This is a genomic window from Aureimonas sp. SA4125, from assembly GCF_019973775.1.
Classification (GTDB): domain Bacteria; phylum Pseudomonadota; class Alphaproteobacteria; order Rhizobiales; family Rhizobiaceae; genus Plantimonas.
Window position 1 is genome coordinate 1,908,320 of the sequence record NZ_AP025032.1, and the last position, 23,326, is coordinate 1,931,645.

At 63.5% G+C, this 23,326-nt stretch carries 26 protein-coding genes; 9 read left to right on the forward strand and 17 right to left on the reverse strand.

Translation table 11 applies throughout. The features are described from left to right. Positions 1 to 15: 15 nt before the first annotated feature. The 8 genes from Sa4125_RS08810 to Sa4125_RS08845 all read right to left on the reverse strand — a co-directional run bounded on the left by Sa4125_RS08810 (position 16) and on the right by Sa4125_RS08845 (position 7,692). A protein-coding gene (locus tag Sa4125_RS08810) for an IS3 family transposase (RefSeq protein WP_224001182.1) occupies positions 16 to 1,151 on the reverse strand; the annotation gives its coding sequence in 2 pieces (ribosomal slippage) (positions 16 to 884 and positions 884 to 1,151; 1,137 coding nt in all). Between the two features lie 50 nt (positions 1,152 to 1,201). After that, complete coding sequence (locus Sa4125_RS08815) at positions 1,202 to 1,642, reverse strand: hypothetical protein (RefSeq protein WP_224006073.1); 441 nt, start codon at positions 1,640 to 1,642, stop codon at positions 1,202 to 1,204. Positions 1,643 to 1,679: 37 nt separating this feature from the next. After that, the gene (locus Sa4125_RS08820; RefSeq protein WP_223998301.1) at positions 1,680 to 2,888 is read right to left on the reverse strand and encodes an IS256 family transposase; all 1,209 of its coding nucleotides are present in this window, start codon (positions 2,886 to 2,888) and stop codon (positions 1,680 to 1,682) included. 567 nt (positions 2,889 to 3,455) lie between these two features. Beyond that, complete coding sequence (locus Sa4125_RS08825) at positions 3,456 to 3,899, reverse strand: DUF305 domain-containing protein (RefSeq protein WP_224006076.1); 444 nt, start codon at positions 3,897 to 3,899, stop codon at positions 3,456 to 3,458. Positions 3,900 to 4,072: 173 nt separating this feature from the next. Further along, positions 4,073 to 4,537: a nuclear transport factor 2 family protein gene (locus tag Sa4125_RS08830; RefSeq protein WP_224006079.1), complete on the reverse strand. Its 465-nt coding sequence runs from the start codon at positions 4,535 to 4,537 to the stop codon at positions 4,073 to 4,075. Between the two features lie 82 nt (positions 4,538 to 4,619). Next, positions 4,620 to 5,348, reverse strand: coding sequence for an IS21-like element helper ATPase IstB (gene istB, locus Sa4125_RS08835; protein WP_223999088.1), 729 nt, complete (start codon positions 5,346 to 5,348; stop codon positions 4,620 to 4,622). Further along, positions 5,348 to 6,847 (reverse strand): IS21 family transposase, encoded by a 1,500-nt coding sequence (gene istA, locus Sa4125_RS08840; protein WP_223999090.1) that lies wholly within the window; start codon positions 6,845 to 6,847, stop codon positions 5,348 to 5,350. Before istA ends, istB begins: the two co-directional genes overlap by 1 nt. Positions 6,848 to 7,269: 422 nt before the next feature. Further along, positions 7,270 to 7,692 (reverse strand): helix-turn-helix domain-containing protein, encoded by a 423-nt coding sequence (locus Sa4125_RS08845; protein ID WP_224006082.1) that lies wholly within the window; start codon positions 7,690 to 7,692, stop codon positions 7,270 to 7,272. 277 nt (positions 7,693 to 7,969) lie between these two features. On the opposite strand from Sa4125_RS08845, the gene Sa4125_RS08850 reads away from it, so the two are divergent. Next, the gene (locus tag Sa4125_RS08850) at positions 7,970 to 8,515 is read left to right on the forward strand and encodes a transglutaminase-like cysteine peptidase (protein ID WP_224006085.1); all 546 of its coding nucleotides are present in this window, start codon (positions 7,970 to 7,972) and stop codon (positions 8,513 to 8,515) included. Here Sa4125_RS08850 and Sa4125_RS08855 read toward each other — a convergent pair. From Sa4125_RS08855 to Sa4125_RS08870, 4 genes are all read right to left on the reverse strand, one after another. Further along, on the reverse strand, positions 8,422 to 9,468 hold the full coding sequence (locus tag Sa4125_RS08855) for a hypothetical protein (protein WP_224006088.1): 1,047 nt from the start codon (positions 9,466 to 9,468) through the stop codon (positions 8,422 to 8,424). The two genes, Sa4125_RS08850 and Sa4125_RS08855, sit on opposite strands and share 94 nt — an antisense overlap. Before the next feature lie 74 nt (positions 9,469 to 9,542). Next, positions 9,543 to 10,322, reverse strand: a complete 780-nt coding sequence (locus Sa4125_RS08860) for a DsbA family protein (protein ID WP_224006091.1) — start codon at positions 10,320 to 10,322, stop codon at positions 9,543 to 9,545. A 138-nt stretch (positions 10,323 to 10,460) separates the two neighbouring features. After that, on the reverse strand, positions 10,461 to 10,796 hold the full coding sequence (locus tag Sa4125_RS08865; protein ID WP_224006094.1) for a hypothetical protein: 336 nt from the start codon (positions 10,794 to 10,796) through the stop codon (positions 10,461 to 10,463). Positions 10,797 to 10,891: 95 nt separating this feature from the next. Beyond that, on the reverse strand, positions 10,892 to 11,866 hold the full coding sequence (locus tag Sa4125_RS08870; RefSeq protein ID WP_224006097.1) for a murein L,D-transpeptidase family protein: 975 nt from the start codon (positions 11,864 to 11,866) through the stop codon (positions 10,892 to 10,894). Between the two features lie 218 nt (positions 11,867 to 12,084). On the opposite strand from Sa4125_RS08870, the gene Sa4125_RS08875 reads away from it, so the two are divergent. Continuing rightward, positions 12,085 to 12,438: a hypothetical protein gene (locus Sa4125_RS08875; RefSeq protein ID WP_224006100.1), complete on the forward strand. Its 354-nt coding sequence runs from the start codon at positions 12,085 to 12,087 to the stop codon at positions 12,436 to 12,438. 161 nt (positions 12,439 to 12,599) lie between these two features. On the opposite strand, the gene Sa4125_RS08880 is transcribed toward Sa4125_RS08875, so the two are convergent. Together Sa4125_RS08880 and Sa4125_RS08885 are read right to left on the reverse strand one after the other, a co-directional pair. Continuing rightward, positions 12,600 to 12,812 (reverse strand): hypothetical protein, encoded by a 213-nt coding sequence (locus Sa4125_RS08880; RefSeq protein ID WP_224006103.1) that lies wholly within the window; start codon positions 12,810 to 12,812, stop codon positions 12,600 to 12,602. A gap of 711 nt (positions 12,813 to 13,523) precedes the next feature. Then, on the reverse strand, positions 13,524 to 14,732 hold the full coding sequence (locus tag Sa4125_RS08885) for an IS256 family transposase (protein ID WP_223998301.1): 1,209 nt from the start codon (positions 14,730 to 14,732) through the stop codon (positions 13,524 to 13,526). Positions 14,733 to 15,041: 309 nt separating this feature from the next. On the opposite strand from Sa4125_RS08885, the gene Sa4125_RS08890 reads away from it, so the two are divergent. Continuing rightward, a complete protein-coding gene (locus Sa4125_RS08890) occupies positions 15,042 to 15,728 on the forward strand; it encodes a transporter (protein WP_224006106.1) in 687 nt (228 codons plus the stop codon). 27 nt (positions 15,729 to 15,755) lie between these two features. Here the strand turns inward: Sa4125_RS08890 and Sa4125_RS08895 are convergent, their stop codons facing one another. Together Sa4125_RS08895 and Sa4125_RS08900 are read right to left on the reverse strand one after the other, a co-directional pair. Beyond that, positions 15,756 to 16,610 carry a DUF1849 family protein gene (locus tag Sa4125_RS08895; protein ID WP_224006109.1) on the reverse strand — a complete coding sequence of 285 codons (855 nt, stop codon included), beginning with the start codon at positions 16,608 to 16,610 and terminating at the stop codon, positions 15,756 to 15,758. After that, the gene (locus Sa4125_RS08900) at positions 16,600 to 17,178 is read right to left on the reverse strand and encodes a copper chaperone PCu(A)C (protein ID WP_224006112.1); all 579 of its coding nucleotides are present in this window, start codon (positions 17,176 to 17,178) and stop codon (positions 16,600 to 16,602) included. The genes Sa4125_RS08895 and Sa4125_RS08900 overlap by 11 nt, the downstream gene beginning before the upstream one ends. A 191-nt stretch (positions 17,179 to 17,369) precedes the next feature. On the opposite strand from Sa4125_RS08900, the gene Sa4125_RS08905 reads away from it, so the two are divergent. The 5 genes from Sa4125_RS08905 to Sa4125_RS08925 are packed head-to-tail and all read left to right on the forward strand — an operon-like array spanning position 17,370 to position 21,813. Then, the gene (locus tag Sa4125_RS08905) at positions 17,370 to 19,628 is read left to right on the forward strand and encodes a heavy metal translocating P-type ATPase (protein WP_224006115.1); all 2,259 of its coding nucleotides are present in this window, start codon (positions 17,370 to 17,372) and stop codon (positions 19,626 to 19,628) included. Beyond that, positions 19,625 to 20,230, forward strand: coding sequence for an isoprenylcysteine carboxylmethyltransferase family protein (locus Sa4125_RS08910; RefSeq protein WP_224006118.1), 606 nt, complete (start codon positions 19,625 to 19,627; stop codon positions 20,228 to 20,230). The genes Sa4125_RS08905 and Sa4125_RS08910 overlap by 4 nt, the downstream gene beginning before the upstream one ends. Positions 20,231 to 20,261: 31 nt before the next feature. Then, positions 20,262 to 20,705 carry a DUF411 domain-containing protein gene (locus Sa4125_RS08915; RefSeq protein WP_224006121.1) on the forward strand — a complete coding sequence of 148 codons (444 nt, stop codon included), beginning with the start codon at positions 20,262 to 20,264 and terminating at the stop codon, positions 20,703 to 20,705. Beyond that, on the forward strand, positions 20,702 to 21,199 hold the full coding sequence (locus Sa4125_RS08920; RefSeq protein WP_224006124.1) for a copper chaperone PCu(A)C: 498 nt from the start codon (positions 20,702 to 20,704) through the stop codon (positions 21,197 to 21,199). Before Sa4125_RS08915 ends, Sa4125_RS08920 begins: the two co-directional genes overlap by 4 nt. Positions 21,200 to 21,207: 8 nt before the next feature. Further along, positions 21,208 to 21,813: an SCO family protein gene (locus tag Sa4125_RS08925; protein WP_224006126.1), complete on the forward strand. Its 606-nt coding sequence runs from the start codon at positions 21,208 to 21,210 to the stop codon at positions 21,811 to 21,813. 63 nt (positions 21,814 to 21,876) lie between these two features. Here Sa4125_RS08925 and Sa4125_RS08930 read toward each other — a convergent pair. After that, positions 21,877 to 23,030, reverse strand: a protein-coding gene (locus Sa4125_RS08930; RefSeq protein ID WP_223999062.1) for an IS3 family transposase whose coding sequence is annotated in 2 segments (ribosomal slippage) — positions 21,877 to 22,766 and positions 22,766 to 23,030 — 1,155 coding nt in all. Because the reading frame shifts where the segments join, the coding sequence is not laid out codon by codon here. Positions 23,031 to 23,101: 71 nt separating this feature from the next. On the opposite strand from Sa4125_RS08930, the gene Sa4125_RS08935 reads away from it, so the two are divergent. Continuing rightward, positions 23,102 to 23,323 (forward strand): hypothetical protein, encoded by a 222-nt coding sequence (locus Sa4125_RS08935; protein ID WP_224006129.1) that lies wholly within the window; start codon positions 23,102 to 23,104, stop codon positions 23,321 to 23,323. Positions 23,324 to 23,326: the final 3 nt, after the last annotated feature.

The following is a 23,326-nucleotide window of genomic DNA, read 5'->3' on the forward strand; positions in this document are numbered from 1 at the left end:
GATCGTCTGCCGGGTTTATGCCGCTGCGAGAAGCGGCTGGTTGAAGTAGGCGTGGTCCGGGGTCTTCCGGCCCAAGCTCGAGTGCGGGCGTCCGCCGTTGTAGAAGTCGAGGTATCGGGCGAGCGAGGCCCGGGCATGGCTGACCGTCTCATAGGCCCGGAGATAGACCTCCTCGTATTTCACTGATTTCCAGAGCCGCTCGACGAAGACGTTGTCGCGCCAGGCGCCCTTGCCGTCCATGCTGATCTTGATCTCCCTGTCCAACAGGACCTTCGTGAAGTCGATGCTGGTGAACTGCGAGCCCTGATCCGTGTTGAAGATTTCGGGTTTCCCAAAACGGGCCAAGGCCTCCTCCACCGCCTCGATGCAGAAGTCCGCCTGCATCGAGATCGAAAGCCGCCAGCTCAGCACCCGCCGGCTGAACCAGTCGACGACGGCGGCGAGATAGACGAAGCCGCGGGCCATCGGGATGTAGGTAATGTCCATCGCCCAGACCTGGTTCGGCCGCATCACCGGCAGCTTGCGCAGGAGATAGGGATAGATCTTGTGGCCCGGCGCCGGCTTTGACGTGTTCGGCCGACGGTAGATCGCCTCAATCGCCATCCGCTTCATCAGCGTTGCGACACGCAGGCGGCCGACAACAATGCCCTCCAAAGTCAAGAGGTCGCGAAGCATGCGGCTGCCGGCGAAGGGATATTCCAAATGCAGTTCGTCTATCCGTCGCATGAGTGCGAGATCGGCGGCAGAGACAGCGCGTGGCAGGTAGTAGACGCTTCCCCGGCTGATGCCGAGTTCGCGTGCCTGCCCGGCAACCGGCAGAGGATGGGAGCGGTCGATCATCGTCTTGCGCTCGGCAACAGTCCGGCCTTGTCGAGCGCGCCTTCCAAAAAATCGTTGGCCAATGTCAGCTCCCCGATCTTGGCATGCAGCGTCTTCACGTCGATGACTGGGGCGGCGGCGATTGCGGTCGTTTCTGATCCGAAAACTCCGGCGGCGCCCTCCAGAAGCTGAGAGCGCCACTGCGTGATCTGATTGGGATGCACGTCGAACTGCTGCGCCAATTCGGCCAGCGTCTTCTCGCCGCGCACTGCTGCCAGCGCCACCTTTGCTTTGAAGGTAGGGCTGTGGTTCCGCCTCGGTCTCTTGGTCATCGTCTCTCCTGGTCGCGGCCATCCTGGCCGTCTTCAGGCAGACAATCCACTCAGCCCGCTGTGCAGATTTGCCGAGCCACCTCTCGCGCCCGATGTGCTTTGGAGACCGATGACGGTGGTGAAAACCGGCTCGACAAGATCATCAAGATCGTCGGAGAGTGCAGGTTCGCCGTCCATGACATCTCGCGCACGGGACAAGCGGCGATCCTCCGCTCCCACGTTTCAACATGCCCCTCGAACTCGGTCTTTGGATGGGCGCCCGGCATCTTGGCGACATTCGACAACAGCAGAAGAGTTGCATCGTCTTCGACGTAGAGCCTTACCGTTTTCAGTGTTTTATCTCGGATATTTGCTGTCAGGACATCCATGCCCACGAAGGCAAGATCCCAAAGCTGATCACGGAGTTGTCCGGCTGGCTCAGGCACCTGCCGGGCGGTGTGCACCCGGGCGGTGGAGAGGCAAACTGAAGGAGTATCGGTCGTGTCCGTCAACGTGGTGGAAATTGAGTGTAGCTGAAGCGGCTCCGTTTCAGGCGACTTCGGTGGAAATCTGTTCGGGTTTTGCAGTGTTGCCCATGGCCATGAGGTCGGCCATGGGTTCGGTCTGCATGTAGCGGTTCTGGATCTGCCATTCGTCGTTGGCCTCGAGAAGGACGGCGCCGATGAGCCGGATGATGGATCCCTCGTTCGGGAAGATTCCGACGACGTCGGCACGCCGCTTCACCTCCTTGTTCAGGCGCTCCAGGGAATTCGTCGAATGGATCCGGGTCCGGTGCTGACTGGGAAAATCCATGTGCGCCAGCACGTCGGTCTCGCTGTTGTCGATGAAGGCCCCGAGCTTTGGACACTTTCCCCGAAGCTGGTCGGCGACGTGGCGCAGCGCCTGGCTGGCGCTAGCACGATCGGGCTGGGCGAAGGCTTGGCGCAGCGCGGCCGCCGCCATGCTCTGCTGCGCCTTCGGGACATACGACAGGGCGTTGCGCATCCAATGCACCCGGCAGCGCTGCCAGGAGGCGCTGAACACCCGGCGAATGGCGGCTTTCAGCCCTTCGTGAGCATCCGAGATCACGAGCTTCACGCCGGACAGGCCGCGGCGCACGAGGCTCTTGAGGAAGCTCGACCAAAACGTCTCCGCTTCCGAGGGGCCGATGTGAAGGCCGACGATCTCGCGCTTGCCGTCCGTGTTCACGGCCACGGCGATTATGGCGGCGACCGAAACGATGCGTCCACCCTCGCGCTGCTTCAGGTAGGTCGCATCCAGCCAGAGGTAGGGCCAGTCGCCAGTGAGAGGACGGTCGAGGAAGCCGCCGACGCGTTCGTCGATGTCTTTGCACAGCTTCGATACGGTGCTCTTGCCGATCCCCGACAGCCCCATGGCCTGTACCAGATCGTCGACCCGCCGGGTGGAAACGCCGCTGATCCAAGCTTCCTGAATGACGGCAACCAAGGCCTTCTCCGAGAGCTTTCTCGGCTCCAGGAACGGCGGGAAGTAGCTGCCCTGCCGAAGCTTGGGTATCCGAAGCTGCAACGAGCCGAGCCGCGTGTCGAGCGAGCGGTCGCGGTAGCCATTGCGATAAGTCGCCCGTTCCTGCGTCCGTTCGTGGCGCCCGGCGCCGATCATGCCTTCAACGTCGACCTCCATAAGGAGCTGCATCACGCTCTCGGCTATCGTTCTCAGGAAATCGCCGTCCCCGGCTTTCGCAAAAAGCTCGGCAAGCGGTAGTCTGTCCTCGGTCATCGGGTTCTCCGGTCAGGTTGAAGTCTCGCAACTCCACCTTAGCCGCCCTATCCGGTGACCGCCTCAGCCACACCTTTCAATGTCGGAATTTCCACCACGAGCGCGGACACTACCGGAGTATCAGTCGTTTAAACGGATTCTCCCCGATATCTGTAAGGAGATGAACATGACCGTCGCAGAACTCAGTTCAACGATTTCAACACGTTCCTGACACAGTATGTCGCCACCCTCAAGAAAGCTCCCGTCTATGCGCCAATGGTTGAATGCCGGTGTTCGTTGCGGCCAGCTAACCGCCACAAGGGCTACCAATTTGATATCCGGCGGTTGCTGATCACGACCGTTGAGCCCGGATCATCGGCTCTCGGCAAAGGTTCGTCTTCTCTTCGGAGGTGCTGTGCAAGCCCTTTCGTCCAAATGAACTATTCTCCTTCGAGGAGGTCGCCCTCTCTCTCAGATAAGGATGGCAGCCGCTTTGCGCCGACAGCGTTAGCCGAGCGGTGGCAAGCGCGAGAGGGAGGGGTCCGGCTGCCCGAAGCCTAAAGCCAGTCGGCACTTGAGAAAACGTTATTAGTTTGCGTTTTGAGCTAAAGCCTCGACGCGTGCCGTCATTTCTTTGATCTCCTTCGTCTGAGCGTCGATGATCATCCGCGCAGTCTCCTTCGACTGCTCGTCTTTACCCAGTTTCAGCTCCACCTCGCTCATGGCAATGCCGCCCTGGTGATGGACGATCATGCCGCAGTTGAAGGCAAGGTCGGGGTCCTTGATCATCGTCGCTGCCATCATGGCGCCGTGCATCTTCATCATCGCGTTCATGTTCGCTGCCTGGACTTCGTCCATCCCGGACATCCCGTCCATCGCCGCGGGCGGCTTCGGAGCCCCCATCGAACCGGCAGCTTTGGTGCAGACGGTCGGCAGTTCAAAGGCCGCATCAGGCATGGCGATGCTTTCCTTCACCCAGGCCGCGATGGGGAGGGCGGCAATGACGAGAGCCAAAATGGTGATCCTGCGCATGACGTTTCTCCATTGCCCCTCGGGGCGTTCGACAGTGAATTGCGGTAAGACGTCTAGCCGTTGACCGGCTTGGTGCACTGCAGCGCCGAGAACCGCACGGTCACCGATCAGGTGGTCGTGGCTTTGGTTTCGTAGATGGCTATTCTACGAGAGAGCGCGAATGGCGGGTGACCCTAGAAGCCGAAATGTGTCAGGTCTGGATGGTACTCGGGCCGCGGCCCGAGTGGCCAATGAAACCTCCTGTCAGCCTCCGCAATGGGATGCTCGTTGATGCTGCAGTGCCTCGCACGCATCAGCCCGTCGACCGCAAACTCCCAGTTTTCATTGCCGTAGGCACGGAACCACTGTCCGCTGTCGTCGTGGTATTCGTACGCATAGCGCACTGCGATGCGATCGCCTTCGAAGGCCCAGAGCTCCTTGATCAGGCGGTAGTCCAGCTCCCTGTTCCACTTGCGTGCGAGGAAGGCCTGTACGTCGTCACGTCCGTTGAGGAACTCGGCCCGATTCCGCCACCGCGTGTCCTCCGTGTAGGCAAGCGCTACCGTTGCTGGATCGCGGCTGTTCCAGCTGTTCTCGGCGAAACGGACCTTCTCGATGGCAGATACTTCGGTGAACGGAGGCAAAGGCGGGCGGTACATGTCAAACGGCGTTCAAATCTGACCCCGGATCGGCGTCCAATTTTGACCCCCTTGGCGTAAGGGCTGCGGTCGACCTGAGCGATTAAACCCGGTTCTTGAAGCGCCAGCTCTCGTTGCCGGTCTCCACGATATCGCAGTGATGCGTCAGGCGGTCGAGGAGCGCGGTGGTCATCTTGGCGTCGCCAAAGACCGAGGGCCACTCGCCGAAGGCCAGGTTGGTGGTAACGATCACCGAGGTTTGCTCGTAGAGCCGGCTCACCAGATGGAAGAGAAGTTGCCCTCCCGACTGGGCGAAGGGCAGATAGCCGAGTTCGTCGAGCACGATGAAGTCCATGCGGGTGAGGTAATCGGCCATTCGGCCCTGGCGGCCGGACCGCCCCTCCGCCTCGAGCTTGTTCACGAGATCGACGACGTTGAAGAACCGGCCGCGGGCGCCACCCCGGATGCAGGCCCTTGCGATCGCGATCGCCAAATGGGTCTTGCCCGTTCCGGTTCCGCCGATCAGCACGGCGTTGCGCTGATGGGCGATGAAGTTGCCGGAGGCGAGATCGCGCACCAGCGTCTCGTTGATCGGCGTCTCGTCGAAGACGAAGTCGTCGATGTCCCGGGCGAGAGGCAGCTTGGCAATGGTGATCTGGTACTTGATCGAGCGTGCCTGCTTCTCGGAGATCTCCGCCGACAGGAGATCGCCAACGACCCGCTGCGGTTCGTGCTGGCGCTTCACGGCGGTGGCGATGATCTCGTCGAAGGCGGCCTTCATGCCGTAGAGCTTGAGCTCGCCCATGGTGGCGAGGATCTCGGACCTTTCCATCACACTGCCCTCCTGAGGTTGTCGTAACGGGCGCAGTCGGCCGCTGGCTCATGGCGAAGGCGCAGCGCATCCGGCGTCATAATGGTGATCGTGCGCGTCGGCTCCCGGGCCCGCGCCAGGATGTTGAGAATGACATCGGCGGAGTGAACGCCTTCGCCGAGCGCTTCGGCACAGGCGGCCTCGACGGCGGGCAGTCCGTCACTCAATACCGCAGCGAGGATGCTGACCATTTGGCGGCCGCCGTCGGGCGTGGTGCCAAGCTTGCGACGCACACGCTCGAGATGGGCTGGCAGGATCCAGTCCTTGAACGGGGCACCGTTGCGAAGCGCGCCGGGCTTCCTCGCCAGCACCGGGACATAATGCCAGGGATCGTAGACCGTCTGATCACGGCCGAAGCAGCGGGGATGCTCTCCGACAATGCGCCCGTCCTGGCGCAGCTCGATCCGATCGGCATAGGCCCGGACCTCGGCAGGGCGTCCGACGGCGCTGGCGGCAACGGAGTAGCGGTTGTTGTCGAAGCGCACGAGGCAGGTCTTCGACACCGAGGCCGGCACGGCATGGAAGCCATCGAAGCGGCCGCGATAGGGCACAAGGCTTGGACGCTCTTGCTCGAACATCTCCCAGACCGTCCGGTCGCGGAACTCGGGATGGCGGTGTGCCTTGGCGAAGGCGATGGTGCGATCGAGCAGCCAGGCGTTCAGCTCCTCGTAGCTCTTGACCCGCAGCCGTGGCGTGAAGAAGCGCTCGCGTACCAGACCGACCTGGTTCTCAACCTGTCCCTTCTCCCAGCCCGACGCCGGCGTGCAGGCTACCGGGTCGACGAGGTAGTGGCCGCACATCTGGAGGAAACGCCTGTTATAGGCGCGCTCACGGCCAACGAAGATCGTCTCCACCGCCGTCTTCATGTTGTCGTAGATGCCCCGCGTGCAGGCGCCCTTGAAGAAAGCGAACGCCCGGTCGTGGGAGTCGAACACCATCTCCTGGCTCTCTCGCGGATAGGCTCGGACGAACAGCATGCGGGAATGGCAGAGCCGCACGTGGGCGACCTTCACCGTCACCGTCGTGCCATTGATCAGCACGACCTCGTGGCTCCAGTCGAACTGGTAGGCTTCGCCCGGATCGAAGCTCAGCGGCACGAAGGCCGATGCCGACAGCGAGGACTGATCGCGTTGCCAGCCCCGAGCATAGCGGCGTACGGCATCATAGCCGCCCTCGTAGCCCAGCCTACGCAACTCCTCGAACACCCGGATCAGTGTCAGGCGTTCCCGGGCCGGTCGGGCATTGTTCGTTGCCAGCATCCGGTCAAGCTCAGGCTTCCAGGCACCGAGCTTGGGTCTTGGCTGAACGGAGCGCTCATAGTCGAAGGCCGTCTCGTTCGAGCGGAGAACCTTCCGGACCGTGTTGCGAGAGACATGGAGCTCGCGGACAATCTCCTTGATCGTCCGGCCACGCACGAAAAACTCGCGCCGGATGCGCGCAACTGTATCCACGCCCTTCATCCCCCGCCCGCCCGTCTTCCAGAGGAAAACGCGGACTCTTCAGATCCATCGGATGGGGGTCAATTTTGGACGCCTATGACCCCGCCTAGGGGGTCAAAATTGCACGCCGAATGACAGATCCCGTCGGCCAGGCCGCGTGGTGGTCGTCGATCACCAGCGCGTTGCGGTGGCGGATCGGCTGGTGGCGCTAGGGATGGCGATGTGGCTCCGGCCCCTCCCAGCCCGTGTGCTGGTGTCTGTAGTCTTTGTCGTGGACGTGCGGGGGTGTCGTGTTCGAAGGCATGGTGGACGTGCTCGACCTCGACAGAATTGCTTGCGCGCCAGAGTCCCTGCGCTTCGGCTACGCCAGCCCCGGCGCCCACGGCCATGACTAGGAAGGTCGGGCCGATGCCGATCGTAGTGCCGAGCCCGCCGGCGGCGGGTCAATGTGTCTGTGTGAGACATTCGGCATGGTCGCCGAGAACTTCGATGACCCGGCAATCCTCGACGGTGCCGCTGTGGCACTCGGCCATCCTGGCCACCTCGGTACGGAGGGCCGTCAGCCTGGCGATCTTGTGGTCGATGTCGGCAAGATGGGTGCGCGCGATCTCGTCTGCCCGCTCGCAAGACGTGGACGGATGCCCGGACAGGGCGAGCAACTGCCGGATGGGCTCGATCTCGAAGCCCAGCTCGCGAGCATGCCTGATGAACCGCAGCCGTTGCAGGTCGTCGCGATCGTAAAGACGTCGGTTGCCCTCCGTCCGCGGAAGGGAGGGCAACAGGCCGATGCTCTCGTAGTACCGGATGGTCGGAACCTTGATCCCGGTCTCGGCGGACGCGACACCGATTGCTACCGCTTTCGTCATGGCAACTTCTCCTCCAGCCGCTGGAGGATTACCTTCTCGCGTGTCGCCGCACAAGGGATCCGGTCTCGGCAGATAAGGTCGTTCCGCGCGACTTACCAAGTTCGCTAAAATGCTAAGCGACGCTTTCGAGGGGCGATAACCACCCTCGACGCCATGACCAACTTGCTTAAAAAGCGAGACAAATTCGCCCGGCAACGTCAATCGGCTGGTGCGAGCGTGCTCCTGACAACTAGGAGCCCCGGCAGTGCTATCGCTACTACGTCTCTCGTTAATCTCCATGCTTCTCACGCCCGTTGCGGCATTTGCGGGCATGCCCTTGCAGGGCAAGACGTCGCAACCAGTCGGCCATTACGAGTTCTGCAAGAGCTACGCCGACCGCTGCGGCCCGAACCAGGACGCCCGGCCGATCGAGTTGACGCCGCCGGTTCAGGCGAAACTCGACGAGGTCAACGACGCCGTGAACATCGGCATCCTGCCGAAGACGGACGAGGAAATATATGGCGTGCCTGAGAAGTGGGTCTACCCGACCACAGAGGGGGACTGCGAGGACTACGCGCTCCTGAAGCAGTACATGCTCGAGCGGGCGGGGTATCCACGGTCATCGTTGCTCCTGACCGTTCTCCGCCAGGCGAACGGGGCCGGGCATGCCGTCCTCACCGTCACTACCGACAAGGGCGATCTCGTCCTCGACAACCTCGAGGAGGAAATCCGCGACTGGGCGATGACGACCTACACCTTCCTCAAGAGGCAGTCCGCCGAGGACTCCTCCAAGTGGGTGTCGATCGTCGACGACCGTGAACTGGCGGTCGGCAGCGTCCGCTGAAGAGTGGCGGGCATCCGCTCCGGCGTGGCGACGCGATCGAAGATGCGGACGACCGTGCCTGCTTCCGGCGGCAGCACCAGCGCGGATAACCCGGCATCGTGCCTCATAACGAAATCCGTTTGCCCGGCATAGGCCTTCCACGCGCCCGAGGCGAACTCGTGGGCGCTGCCGAGGACGATGTATCGTACGACAGACCGGCTCTCGAAGACCGCGTGCTCGAAGCCGTTGGCCGCGGGCGGCCAGCAACAGACGACCACCTCGGGCTCCAGCTCCCGCAGCGCCGTCTCCGCATCCATCCCGGCGACGAACGGCGGGTAGTCGATGGCGTGATGCCAACTGCGGTCGTCGCTCGCCTCGATCACGACGCCCGTTTCCCGTAGGAGCCGCGACAGAGTGCCGTCGCCGGCAGCGATCTCGATCGCCCTTCGTCCGCCGATCAGAAGTTTCAATTCCCCGATCAGGCGATCCGAGAAGAAGCAGTAGCTTCCCCGTGTCTGTGCGGCGAGGAGGAACCTGGCCTTCTCCGGGACCAGCGGCCAGAGAAACCTGAAGAGGCTCGATGACACCGCCTTCCTGTTTCCGCGCCGGTCTTGGAAGAGGAGGCTTGTCAGGATGCGGGTCCGCCGCCCGTAGCGCATTTCGTCGGCACCGGCCCCCGAAACGGCGCCGATCGAAAGCTTCTCCAGAGCCAGTAGCGTCATCCGTTTCCCGACAAGCTGCCTCGTAGCGAGGAGGGGCCCCTGTCCCGGGGCCCATCGTTTCGTCTTGCCCGTCCGCTCTCCGGCGACGCCGCGCAGGAGAAGCCGATCCAGCGCCTCGGTGGACTTCCGGGCGAGAGCCTCGGCTAGATCGTGTTCGACGGCTGCCCAATCCTGCGGGCATCTCGTTCTCATTTGCTCGAGCGACGGCCGACCGGCGAGCCAGCGCACTGCTTCCTTGTGAGTCATCCGCACGACGATCTCCCGACGGGGTTCGACGGCCTCGTCCGGCAACGGTGTCGCAAGGACCCGTTGCCGGAGGGGCGGTCTCAGGAGAGGCTGTCGAGGAGTGCCGATATCTGCTCGGGCTTCAGCGCGCCGATGTATTTCTTGCCGTTGACGAAGAAGGTCGGGGTCGAATTTACGCCCATCACGGACTCGCCGCGCTCCTTCACCTTCACGATCTTCGCTTGCAGCTCCTTGTCGGAGAGGCAGGCCTTGAAGCTCTCTTCGGTGAACCCCGCGAGCTTCGATATCGACAGGAGCTTCACGGAAGCGTCGTCGGCGTGGGCCCAGTCCTCGCCCTTCTGGAAGAGGACGTCGATCATTGCCTGACGATTGTCGTTCGGGGCGCAGCGGGCGAGCATGAACGCCGCCGTCGCCCGCGGATCGAACGGGAACTCCCGGAGGATGAGCTTGGCCTTCCCGGTGTCGATCCAATCCCTCTTCAAGGTCGGATAGGTGTTGACGTGAAACGCCGCACAGTGATCGCAGGTCATCGACGCGTACTCGATGATGGTGATCGGTGCCTCGGCCTTGCCGATCACGACGTCCGGAAGCGCCTGGGCGGCCATCAGAACGGCGACGTCGACTTCGCCCTGCATCTGCGGCAGATCGACCGATGGTTCGGATGTGGCGTTGCCAGTCGGCTGGGAAGAGGTAGTCGAGGCGGGCTCGACGGTTTGCGCCGCCGTTTCGTCGGCGGCTTCCTGTCCCGTACATCCGGACAGGACGAGGAGACCCAGGCCGCAGGCCGAGACAAGGCCGAAGCCGCTGGATCTGGTGAAGCGAAATCCGTCGCGCAGACGGTGGATGGTCGAGGACGTCATGGTCCCTGCTCCCGAAAGGTAGTCCGCACGGATGGCGGACGCTGAATTGAGGACGTCGGCGCAGCCGGCTATGCCGGGCTTGCGGACGGATTCATTCGAATGGGGGAGACGATCGCCGTAGGGCGCGTCGCCGTCGGGTCAGACGGCGCGGCGGGGTGGCCTTTCGGCCGGGCCGCGTTCGCGGCCGAGCAGGAACTTCACGTTTGCGGGGATCGGGATGGACCGGACAGTTTCGTGGAACTCGCGCGTGGAGCACGCCACGGCGGGAATCGCGACCGAGCAGTGCGCGACGTCCATGACGCCGGCAGCGTCGGCCGGGCGATCATGATCGGCGTCACCGAGCACCTCCAACGCATCCAAGCAGTATCCCTGGCCGCCGACGGCATGGTCGAGTGAATTCGCCGCCGCTCCATGGGCGACGGAGCAGACGAGCGCGGACAGGGAAAGGAAGAGGAGGAGGGCTAGCCTGATCATGCTCGACGGTGTTCCGGGGACGCGCCGACTCTAACCGAACGGGGCCGGATGTCCAACGACGACCGCAGCGGTGCCGGAACGGCCAAGCCTCGCATCTAGTGATCGGCCTTGAACGGATCGGCGAGGGCGGCGTCCGGGCGGCTGACCTGGACGGCGTCGGCGGACGTCTCCTTAGCCAACTCCTTCGCGCCGAGCTTTTCCAGGATGTCCCGGAAGCGCGGGTTCATGCCGCCGTCCGAGTAGGCCATCGCAGAACCCGCCCGGTTCTCCGACAGCAGCGTCTGGATCGTCTGCTTGTCCTTCTCTCGCTTCGCCAGCACTTCGGGGTCCGTACTCGAGGCCATCACGGGGCAGGCAGAGGTGGCGAGGATCGGACTGACGCCGTCCGCCGCCCGCGAGTCGAAGACGTATCGACCGCCGCAGGCCGCGACGTCCGGCTCCTTGCGCGTGACCTCGAAGACGTCGTAGCCGAGTTTGAGGTTGCGCCAGAATGCGATGTTCGGATCCATCCGGTGTCTTGCCATCTGCGCGGCGGACATGCGGAACGGGAATGCCTGAACCTGGAAGTCGCTCTGCCCGAGCGAGAAAGCCTTCTCGGCCGAAGCGTACACCTCAGAGACCCCTTCGTCGGTCATGGCGAAGCAGCCGGACGACGAGCAGGCGCCATGCACCATCAACGAGTCGCCGGTATAGCCAAGCGCTCTCTCGAGCGGGTTTGGGTACCCGAGATTGAAGGAGCGGTGGTACTTCGAGTTTGGGTTCATCAGGCTGGCCGTCACCTGGTAGAAGCCCTCGGGAGCCTGTCGGTCGCCGTTCGTCTTCTTCGGCCCGAGCTTGCCCGACCACCGACACATCGGGTGCGTCTTCAGGAGCGCGTAGCGGCCGTCCGCACCGAGCTTCCAGACCTCCAGTTCGCTCTCCTCCTTGAAGATGCGGACAAGGATGGATCCGGCGGGACGGGCTTTCGACGACTGTGCGACGGCGACGGGAGAGACGGCGGTGTAGACGTCTTCGGTCACCGCGACGCATCCGCCGAGCAACAGCGCGGACATTGCGGCCGCCAGGGTCATGAATGGTTTCGGCATCTGGGACGGCTCTCTGGCGAAGTTCGAATGCGACTGGATTGCGCCGAAGCTATCGACCGGGCAATGACCGAAGCTGGACCGTCGATGTCGCCAACGACCGGACTCTCATACTAGGGCATTCACGCTCGTCATTGATCGTCGCGACTGACTTAGCGGAAAACCGACGCCGTTAGGCATAGAACTTTTGGGACGAGCTGCGGGCGATGCTGGCCGAGCTTGGGTTCGCCTCTGGCTACGACCATGCCGAACCGCGTCCTTGGGCAAACGCCAGCTTGGTCGAGCATGAGAGCGCAGCTTCGGCGTGTTTCCCTTGTCCGGCGGCGAAACAACTGCGCTTGAACGGCCGTCGAGCGACGACGGTTTGTACCCAGCATAATCGTGCCCTAAGTTGGGGTACGATTAGTAAGTTGGAGGTCGCAATGACGGAGCGAGGACTGACCGCCAACGAAGCAGCATTGGTGCTCGAGATCACCCACTCAGGGTTCATGCCGTGGGAGATGGCTCAGCGTGAAACCAAGCCATCGGTCGGCGACGATCCGATCAATCGCTTCAACTAGAAGATACTGCTTTCTATTGATCGTGGTCGGCTCGGGTGTCAGAAAGACCTGCCCCGAAGCTGTGAACCAACCCGCACCTGCGGAGAACGTATCACCTTCGTATTCACACCCCTGCTCCGCAAGGGCATCGTATACGTCCTTGGCGAGATAGAACATCTCGCTCAAGCGTAGGCGCGAACCTCATTCATACGCCTGCGTGCCTCCATGCGCGCCTTCATTCGCTCGATCATGTCGAGCGCCGGCTGCAAGGAGCCCTCCGCCAGAGCCCGGTCCGCGTTCACAACGTGGAGTTCCGGAACTTCGGGTGAGGTGAACATATGATGCCCACCGACGATTTCGTGAACGATCGTAATGTCCGAAACACGCAGCGGCATCCGTAAAATCCTCTGTTCAAGGAAAGATAATAGGCTTTTCCTTCGATATCTTCAATGCCCCGACCCTTGGCGCGATCCTAGCGTTTGCATCGAAGTCCCGGTAGATGCCGTGCACGCGATCCACAGCCTCCTGGATTTCGGACAACCACGGTCACAAAGGAGCTTCAGTTCTGGCTTTGGACGATCTTGGGCGAACGGACGTCCATTCCGTGACTGGACCTTAAAATTGACCCTCAGGATACCCGTAGACCCGCCGCCTTGTCGGTGGCAACAGCTACCTAATGGCGCAAAAGTCTTCGGTGACAGGGTGCTTCCTCTCGATCAAGCGTCGGTCGCCGTATGGCGCGTCTCTTGGCGGTTCACGGGAAGGGACGGCTCGAGGCTGACCTTTCCTATGTCGCTGTCGCAATCGTCCATCAGGCATGCTTGGTAACGCGAAACTTCAAGGACATGACGGGCAAGGGTGCGCTGCTTCTCGACCCTTTTACGGACCCTCCAACCAAAGGCTGATCGACGTTGACCTCTATGCGGGGGAGAGATGTGGCGTAGTTCGCAGGTCGACTCCGCTTCGTTCAAGTCGCGTGGGCAGAGCGTTCGCGGCGCCACCATCTTGGCGACCTGAAGCCCTTTCCTCGTTCAAATCGCGTGCAGTCAGTCCGGGTCGTGTCCGTCAACGTGGTGGAAATTGAGTGTAGCTGAAGCGGCTCCGTTTCAGGCGACTTCGGTGGAAATCTGTTCGGGTTTTGCAGTGTTGCCCATGGCCATGAGGTCGGCCATGGGTTCGGTCTGCATGTAGCGGTTCTGGATCTGCCATTCGTCGTTGGCCTCGAGAAGGACGGCGCCGATGAGCCGGATGATGGATCCCTCGTTCGGGAAGATTCCGACGACGTCGGCACGCCGCTTCACCTCCTTGTTCAGGCGCTCCAGGGAATTCGTCGAATGGATCCGGGTCCGGTGCTGACTGGGAAAATCCATGTGCGCCAGCACGTCGGTCTCGCTGTTGTCGATGAAGGCCCCGAGCTTTGGACACTTTCCCCGAAGCTGGTCGGCGACGTGGCGCAGCGCCTGGCTGGCGCTAGCACGATCGGGCTGGGCGAAGGCTTGGCGCAGCGCGGCCGCCGCCATGCTCTGCTGCGCCTTCGGGACATACGACAGGGCGTTGCGCATCCAATGCACCCGGCAGCGCTGCCAGGAGGCGCTGAACACCCGGCGAATGGCGGCTTTCAGCCCTTCGTGAGCATCCGAGATCACGAGCTTCACGCCGGACAGGCCGCGGCGCACGAGGCTCTTGAGGAAGCTCGACCAAAACGTCTCCGCTTCCGAGGGGCCGATGTGAAGGCCGACGATCTCGCGCTTGCCGTCCGTGTTCACGGCCACGGCGATTATGGCGGCGACCGAAACGATGCGTCCACCCTCGCGCTGCTTCAGGTAGGTCGCATCCAGCCAGAGGTAGGGCCAGTCGCCAGTGAGAGGACGGTCGAGGAAGCCGCCGACGCGTTCGTCGATGTCTTTGCACAGCTTCGATACGGTGCTCTTGCCGATCCCCGACAGCCCCATGGCCTGTACCAGATCGTCGACCCGCCGGGTGGAAACGCCGCTGATCCAAGCTTCCTGAATGACGGCAACCAAGGCCTTCTCCGAGAGCTTTCTCGGCTCCAGGAACGGCGGGAAGTAGCTGCCCTGCCGAAGCTTGGGTATCCGAAGCTGCAACGAGCCGAGCCGCGTGTCGAGCGAGCGGTCGCGGTAGCCATTGCGATAAGTCGCCCGTTCCTGCGTCCGTTCGTGGCGCCCGGCGCCGATCATGCCTTCAACGTCGACCTCCATAAGGAGCTGCATCACGCTCTCGGCTATCGTTCTCAGGAAATCGCCGTCCCCGGCTTTCGCAAAAAGCTCGGCAAGCGGTAGTCTGTCCTCGGTCATCGGGTTCTCCGGTCAGGTTGAAGTCTCGCAACTCCACCTTAGCCGCCCTATCCGGTGACCGCCTCAGCCACACCTTTCAATGTCGGAATTTCCACCACGAGCGCGGACACTACCGTCAGTCCGCAGTCGGGATCGACCTCAACCTGTTCTACTGACGGACCCTTGCGTCCCCTTCCGAGAGAACTGCTTTATCTCTTCGGTCGATGGCATTTGGGGGGTGCCCATACGCCGGGATCTCCTGACTGTCTTGCGAACCGCCGTGCGAGGTCGCCTTCTCCTTCGCACGCTCACTCGGATTGGATATCTCGCATGGCTACCTGGACGTTCACGTTGTTGCCCTGGGCGGCCCTGGTGATCGGTGCGACCTTCGCAAGCTTCCGACGCCCGAGCCCCGCGACGGCGAGCGCCGTACAGCATCTCGCCGCCGGCGTGGTGTTCGCCGCGGCGGCAACCGAGGTCCTGCCGGACGTCCAGCATGGTGGGTCGGCCCTTGCCATCGTCCTCGGGGGCAGCGCCGGCCTCGGGCTGATGTTCGCCATCAAAGCCGTCGGTTCCCGGCTTCCCGGAAAATGGTCCCTCGTTGCCCTGACGGGCATCGACATCCTCATCGACGGCGTGGTGCTCGGTATCGGCTTCGCGGCGGGGGCAAAGCAGGGCGCCCTGCTGCTGTTCGCTCTGACGCTTGAGATTCTCTTCCTCGGTCTCGCCGCCACCGAGGAGCTGCTTGAGAACCTCGGCTCGAAGGGCAAGGTGATCGCGGCCGTCGCCTTGGGCGGCGCCCTCCTACCTCTCGGGGCGGTGCTGGGCGGTCCCGTCCACGACTTGCCGCCCTTCTGGCTGACCGCTGCGCTGAGCTTCGCCCTCATCGCGCTGCTCTACCTGGTCACGGAAGAACTGCTCGTCGAGGCGCACCAAAAGCCGGACAGTCCCCTCGTCACCTCGTTGTTCTTCGTCGGGTTCCTCGGACTGCTGGTGATCGAGGGTTTCGTCGCCTAGCCGTGCGGTCGCTCAGCGGCGAGACAGTCAGGGGGAGGGCGGACAGGTCGGCACGGGCTTCAAGTCTAGCCTCGAGAGCGAACCGGCGAAGGCGTAGTCGCCGTTGTCGATGGTGATGTCGTCGGAGATGCCGTTCTCATAAAGCGTGTAGGATGTCTGGTAGAGCGGTTGTCCGCTTCCGTCCGCATCGGTGTGGCGGTCGAAATAGGACTCGGTGACGCGCCAGCTCGCGATCCCGTGCAACTTCCCGTCCACATGCTCCCCTGTGGAGGTTTTCGCCCTTTCGGATCCCGAGCCCTCGGGCTTGGTCGGCGTGATGATGGCCGTGGTCGTGAGCATCATGTCCTCTTCGATGTCGCCGTCGAAGAAGGGCGTCTGCACGAACCGCTCGCCGGCCTTTGCATTTTCGATCAGGGCGACCGTATGGGCCGACGGAAAGACAGAGAGGGGGAGGTCGAACTTCGACCTTTCCGGTTCCTCGATCGAGACCTGCGTTCCTTTCGCACCGTTGACGGCTCTCCCCCTCAGCACGGCCTCCGGGGCGTTGTCGACGAAGGTCTTCGTGGTGAAGTCGAAGGTGCCGGCTGCGACGTCCTCGACCGAAACCGTCTGCTGGTCGGTCACGACGGTCTTGTCTTCGCGTTCGAAGCGGGCGACGAACCTGTAGTCGGTGTCGAACCTACCGCAGGCGGGTATCTCGACGTCTGCGGCGATGCGCCCGATCCCGCCCAGGAGATCGAAGGATTTGCGTGTCAGGGACAGCTCGTAAACCGCACGGTGCGGGACAAGCTGTGCGGCCCTGGCAGGCAGAGTGGAGCCGACAACCGTCAGGGTGAGGAACGCTGCGAGAATCCACGGCCGTGCTGTCGGGTCAGTCCTCATGATGGTGATCCTCGATCCTCTCTCCGGACCTCTTGACGACCGCCATGATGGTCAGGGTCTTGCCGTCGTTGAAGCCGACCGTAACGGGGACCTGTTGGCCCGGCAGCAGTTCGGTGCCCGAACGCCGGACAACCAGATGCATTCCGCTTTCCCTCATCAGCAGTTCGGACCGGGACGGAACGAAGATCTCGTTCTCCAGTCCGCCGTTCGGCAAGCGATCGTCGTGACGGCCCCGGACCGTACCGATGCCGGCAAAGGCCGGGCTGGTGATGTCGCGGAGCCCGACGTTCCTCGACGTGCCGTTCCAGACCACAAGGAACGCATCGACCGGAGCGGCGGGATCCGCCTGAATTAACAGTTCCGCATGCTCGATCTTCAGTTCGGCGGAAGCGATCTCCGGACGCGCATCCTTGGCGAAGGCTTCTGCGGAGGACGAGCAAGCGATCAGGAATGTGGCGAGGTGCGCAAGAAGTCTCGCCCGACCAGCACTGGGGGGCGCCATTCGGCCGAAGGTCGGTCCACGGGCCGCGCCTGACATCTTAGACATCGTCTGATCTGTCCCCAGCATTGAGTTTCCCAGCCCGGAGTCGCTACCTCATCTCGCAGGTCTTGCAAGGCTTTTCGCCAAGGATAAGGCATTGCTGCGCGGGGCCCGTGGGCGAGGCCGGACAGGCTTTTCACCGAAGCCGCTTTTTCCTCTTGCTCCTCTAGTCGGTAGAGGAATTACGGTCGGCCAAATCCAGTTTCGAGGAGATTCCCGTGAACGCCGAACCGAGACAGACCCGCTACCGGGTGACGGGCATGGACTGTGCCGCCTGCGCATCGAAGATCGATACTGCCGTCCGCAGGCTTCCCGGGGTTGATGACGTGTCGGTGTCCGTCTCGGCGGGAACTCTGAGGATCGTGCATGGCGACGATCTCCAGGGCGAGACGATCATCAAGCAGGTGAAGAACCTCGGCTATGGAGCAGAGCCCGCTCCGGTCGGAGGCAAGCCCGCACCAAGCAAGCCAGCCACGGTCGCCGATAGCCATGACCAGCACGATCATGATCATGAAGGCCACGACCACAATCATGATCACGACAATGGTTCCCATGCAGCGGATGCAGCCACGGCTCCCTCCGCGCATGCGCACGATCATGGCGCGCCCTCCGATGGTCCCTGGTGGAAGACACGCAAGGCGATGGCGACCGCCACCTGCGCCCTCGCGCTGGTCGTCGCCTACGTCGCCGGGACCATCTACCCGTCGATCGAGAAGCCGGCCTTCATCATCGCCTTGGCGGTCGGGCTGGTGCCGGTTGCCGTACGCGCCTTCAACGCCGCCCGCTACGGCACGCCTTTCTCGATCGAGACCCTGATGACGATCGCCGCGGTCGGCGCGGTGTTCATCGGTGCCGAGGTCGAGGCCGCCACCGTGGTCCTCCTTTTCCTCGTCGGCGAAATGCTGGAAGGCGTCGCGGCCGGTCGGGCCCGCAAGAGCATCCAGGGGCTCTCGGCACTGGTGCCGAAGACCGCGCTGCTCGAGACGAACGGCCAGGCGACCGAGGTTCCCGCCGAGACGCTGGTGGTCGGCGCGACGATCGTCGTCCGTCCCGGCGACCGGGTCCCGGCCGACGGGGAGATCGTGGAGGGTGCGAGCGAGATCGACGAGGCCCCGGTCACGGGCGAGAGCGTGCCAAAGAGCAAGAAGGTCGGCGACCCGGTCTTCGCCGGCACGATCAACGCCGGTGGCGTCCTGCGGGTGAAGGTGACGGCCGCGGCATCCGACAACACGATCGCCCGCGTCGTCAGGTTGGTCGAGGAAGCGCAGGAATCAAAGTCCGAGACCGAGCGTTTCATCGACCGCTTCTCACGGGTCTACACGCCTGGCGTCCTCATCGTCGGCGCGCTTGTCGCCGTCGTACCACCGCTGGCCTTCGGCGGCTCCTGGGAGGAGTGGATCTACAAGGGCCTCGCGATCCTCCTGATCGGCTGCCCGTGCGCCCTCGTCATCTCGACGCCTGCGGCCATCGCGGCAGGCCTGTCGGCTGGCGCCCGTCGTGGTCTACTGATGAAGGGCGGTGCCGTCCTCGAGACGCTCGGCAAAATCACGGCGATCGCCTTCGACAAAACTGGAACGTTGACCGCTGGCAAGCCTGTCGTAACCGACGTGGTCGCCGGAGAGCGCCCCGTCCGGGACGTCCTCTCGCTTGCCGCCGCGCTCGAGCGTGGCTCCAGCCATCCACTGGCCGTCGCCATCCTCGACAAGGCGAAGGCCGACGCGATCCCGGTTCCGCCTGCTTTCGACGCGAGCGCGATCGCGGGCGAGGGAATCGAGGGCGGCGTCGGCGGCGAGCGGGTCTTCCTGGGGTCGCCCCAGGCGGCTGCCAGACGGGCGACGATCACCCCCGAGCAGCAGTCCGCCATCGAGGCTTTCAACGCGGATGGCAAGACAGTCTCGGTCATCGTGGTTGGGACCTCCATGATCGGGTTCATCGCCATGCGGGACGAACCGCGTGCCGACGCACGCCGGGGCCTGGCGCGCCTGAAGAGCATGGGCGTCCGGACGATCATGCTGACGGGCGACAACAAGACGACGGCCAAGGCGGTCGCTTCCTACCTCGGCATGGAAGCACGGGCCGAACTGCTGCCCGAGGACAAGCAGCGGATCGTCCGCGACCTTCAGGCCGAGGGCCTGAAGGTCGCCAAGATCGGAGATGGCATCAACGACGCCCCGGCGCTCGCGGCGGCCGACATCGGCATCGCGATGGGTGGCGGCACGGACGTGGCGCTCGAGACAGCGGACGCCGCCGTCCTGCATGGTCGGGTCATGGACATTCCCGATATGATCGATCTGTCGAAGAGCGTGATGGCGAACATTCGGACGAACATCACCATCGCCCTCGGGCTCAAGGCGGTGTTCCTGGTGACGACGATCGTCGGCGTCACGGGCCTCTGGCCGGCGATCCTCGCCGACACCGGAGCGACTGTTCTGGTCACCGCCAATGCGATGCGCCTTCTCGGGTGGAAGCCCGCATGATGGAAGAGGTCATCACCCACCCCCTCCGCCTCGGGCCGTTCGCCGTCCTCGTCGCCACGTGCCTCTGGCTGCTTGCCGCCACAAGGCGGGTGTCCCGCGAGATCGGTGGCAGCGCCTACGGGTTCGGAGGCACCTCTTGCCAGCTCTGGGCCCAGCGACTTTTCCGCGCATCCGTCGTCGGCGCCTTGCTGTCGACGCTGGGCGACGCCATTCACCTTGGATGGATGGGAGTGGATGCGATCGCCATCGTTCCGGAGGCGCTGATCCCCGTCGGGATGGTGATGGCGGTTGCGGGCTCCGTGTCGACGGTTGTCGCCCGGTCCGACATGGGGCGGCGGTGGCGTGTCGGCGTTCCGGAAAAGGATCCGGACGCCCTCGTGACGACCGGCCTCGTCGCATTGTCGCGCAATCCCGTCTTCGTCGGGATGCTGACACTCGCCGCGGGCCTCGTCCTCGCGCTGCCGTCGCCGCTGATGGTCGCCAGTGCTCTCGGGTTCTGGCTGGCCTGCGAGATGCAGCTCCGCGACGAGGAACGCTTCCTGGAGAGTGCCTTCGGCGCCTCCTATGCCGACTACAGACGGCGTGTCCGGCGCTGGCTTTGAACCGACAACGAAACGAACGGGGAGTGGGACGATGACGTCCATTCGAAAGACCATCCTTGCGGGCGCGTTCGCCCTTCTCTCGAACTCGGCGTTTGCGTCTGAAACCGTCTCCGTCTTCTCGACATCGGGCTGCGGCTGCTGCATCGGCTGGATCAAGCATCTCGAGGAGGCAGGCTTCACCGTCGACGCCAAGAACCTCGCCATGGCGGACCTGTGGGCGAAGAAGATGGAGGCCGGGTTGAAAGAGGGGCAGACCTCCTGCCACACGGGCTTCGTCGGCGGCTACGTCGTGGAGGGCCACGTGCCCGCGGCCGAGGTGAAGCGGCTGCTCACCGAGAAGCCCGACGCGATCGGACTCGCGGTCCCGGACATGCCGATGGGAAGCCCCGGCATGGGGGAGAGCGACGAGCCCTACGACGTGCTGCTCGTCATGAGGGACGGCAAGACCGAGACCTTGGCGAGCTACCCGAAGTGAGGACGGTCTTTCGCACGGCGATACTCATCGGCTGCCTCTCTGCGCCCGCCCTTGCTTCCGCTCACGAGTTCAAGTCGGGCGCGATCTCGGTCGACCATCCCGAGTCCAGGCCGACGCCGAAGACGGCCAGGATCGGCGTCGGCTATCTCGCGATCACCAATGCCGGGACCGAGGCCGACCGCCTTCTCGGTGGATCGTCCGAGGCGTCCGATCGCTTCGAGCTGCATACGTCCGAGATCGTCGACGGCGTAGCCCGCATGCGCCCCGTCGAGGGTGGCATCGCGATCGAGCCCGGGGCGACGGTCGCCCTTCGATCCGGCGGAACGCATGTGATGCTCGTCGGCCTCAGGAAGCCGCTCGCCGCCGGTGAATCCTTCAAGGGCGAACTCGTCTTTGAAAGGGCAGGGACGGTCCCCGTCGAGTTCAAGGTCGAGCCGCATGGCGCGGCTGCCCCGGTCTCCCACGCGCGCCATGTCATGGGCGGGGCGCAATGAATCTCGCCGTGATCCGACGTGTGCTTTGGGGCCTCGTCGCCGGGGTGTCCATGATGCTCGCGCTCGTGTTGACGGGCTTTGTCGACCTGCGCTCCGGGATCGAGTCCCCCGTGGCCGCGGCTCTGAACCCAGTGCCCATCGGTGGCGAGTTCACGCTTGTCGACCAGAACGGCACGACGCGGACATGGTCGTCGTTCCGGGACAAGCCCGTCGCGGTTTTCTTCGGATTCACGAACTGCCCCGACGTCTGCCCGACGACGCTCGCCGAGTTGACGCTGCTCCTCAAGGGCATGGGTCCCAAGGGCGACGACCTGTCCGTCCTCCTCGTCAGCGGCGACCCGAAGCGCGACACGCCGTCGGTCCTGAAGGAATATCTCGAACCGTTCGACCCGCGGATCACGGGTCTGACCGGAGGAGAGCCCGAGATCGACGCTGCCTTTTCCGCCTTCAAGGCCTACCGCAGGATCGTGCCGCTGGAAGGCACCGACTACACCGTCGACCACTCGGCCGGGGTCTACCTCTACGATCGCGAAGGCGCCTTCGCAGGTACACTCGACATGCACGAACCTCAGAGCGTCCGGATCGAAAAGCTGGATCGTCTCGTCTCCGGATAAGGAGGCCTTCGTCCCCCGGTCCTCCACAGTGGACTTGCCCCCTTTTAGTGGAGAGCGTTTTGATTACGCGGCGGCCAGTCGTTCGAACTGGACGGGGCTGATGAAGTCGAGCGCGGAATGGCGCCGGACGGGGTTGTAGAAGCTGTCGATGTAGCGGCCGATGGCCGCCTTCGCCTCGGTCCTGGTCTGGAAGACGGTGCGCCAGACCAGCTCGGATTTCAACGTCTTGAAGAAGGTCTCGACCATCGCATTATCATAGCAGTTGCCCTTGCCGGACATCGAGATCAGCACGTCGTACCTGCGTAGCTCGGCCTGATAGTCGATCGAGCAATATTGGCTGCCGCGGTCAGAATGATGGATCAGGCCGGTTTTCGGGCGGCGCAGGACGAGGGCCTTGCGGAGCGCCTCGAGAGCCAACTCCTTGTGTAGACGATCGCTGACGGCCCAGCCGACGACGCGCCGGGCGAACAGGTCGATGACGACGGCGAGATACAGCCAGCCCTCTCGCGTCCAAACATAGGAGATGTCGGCTCCCCACTTCTCGTCCCGGCGTTCGGTCGCGAAGTCCTGATCAAGGAGGTTCGGCGCGATCGGGAAGGCGTGCAGGCTGTCCGTCGTTCGCTTGAACCGCCGCTTCTGCCGGGCCTTGAGGCCGTTCTCGCGCATCAGGCGCGCTGTCCGACGGCGCCCGATAGCGATCCCCTCGGCCTGGAGTTCATGCCGCATGCGAGGACTCCCATAGGTGCCGTTCGACAACCGAAACGCCGAGCGGACATGCGCCAGAAGCACCATGTCGCGCTGCTGCCGGCGGCAGGCCGGTCGATCCTTCCATGCAAAATAGCCGCTCGAGCTGACGCCGAGGACCTTGCAGAGACGCTGGACGGGGAATTCTTCTTTCGCCGCATCGATGAGTTCGAACCTCACCGACTTCCCTCCCGGGCGAAAAAAGCCATCGCCTTCTTCAGGATGCCACGCTCCTGACGAAGGATCTCATTCTCCCGCCGCAGCCGCTTCATCTCCGCAGCCATGTCCTCGACGCGGTCGGGAGGCGGGCTTTCTATCAAGGCGTCGCGCCGCTTGTCGATCCAGCGCCGCAGTGTCGATAGCCCAACGCCAAGGTCCTCCGCGATCTCGCGCTGCGTCCGGCCGCTCGTCTCAACCAGACGGACGGCTTCCTCCTCGAATTCCTTCGTAAATCGTCGCTGTGTCTTCGCCATGGAGTTCCTCATGCCTCATTGAGAACTCTCCACTTTTCCGGGGCAAGTCCACAGCACGCAAGGAATATCTCATGGCCGGAACGGTCGACCTCGTCCTCAAGTGGACCCTTGCCATCGTCTACGCCGCGATGGGCGCACTCATGGGCTCCGCCTTCGCGTTCGTGGCGGTGAAGATCGTGCTGCTGTTCATCGGAACGTCCGCCCTTTCGGCACAGGCGGTCCAGACTATCGTCATCGTGGCCACGATCATTTCGGCGCTCCTGGCGGCGATCGGGTTCCTGCGCCAGCGCTGACGC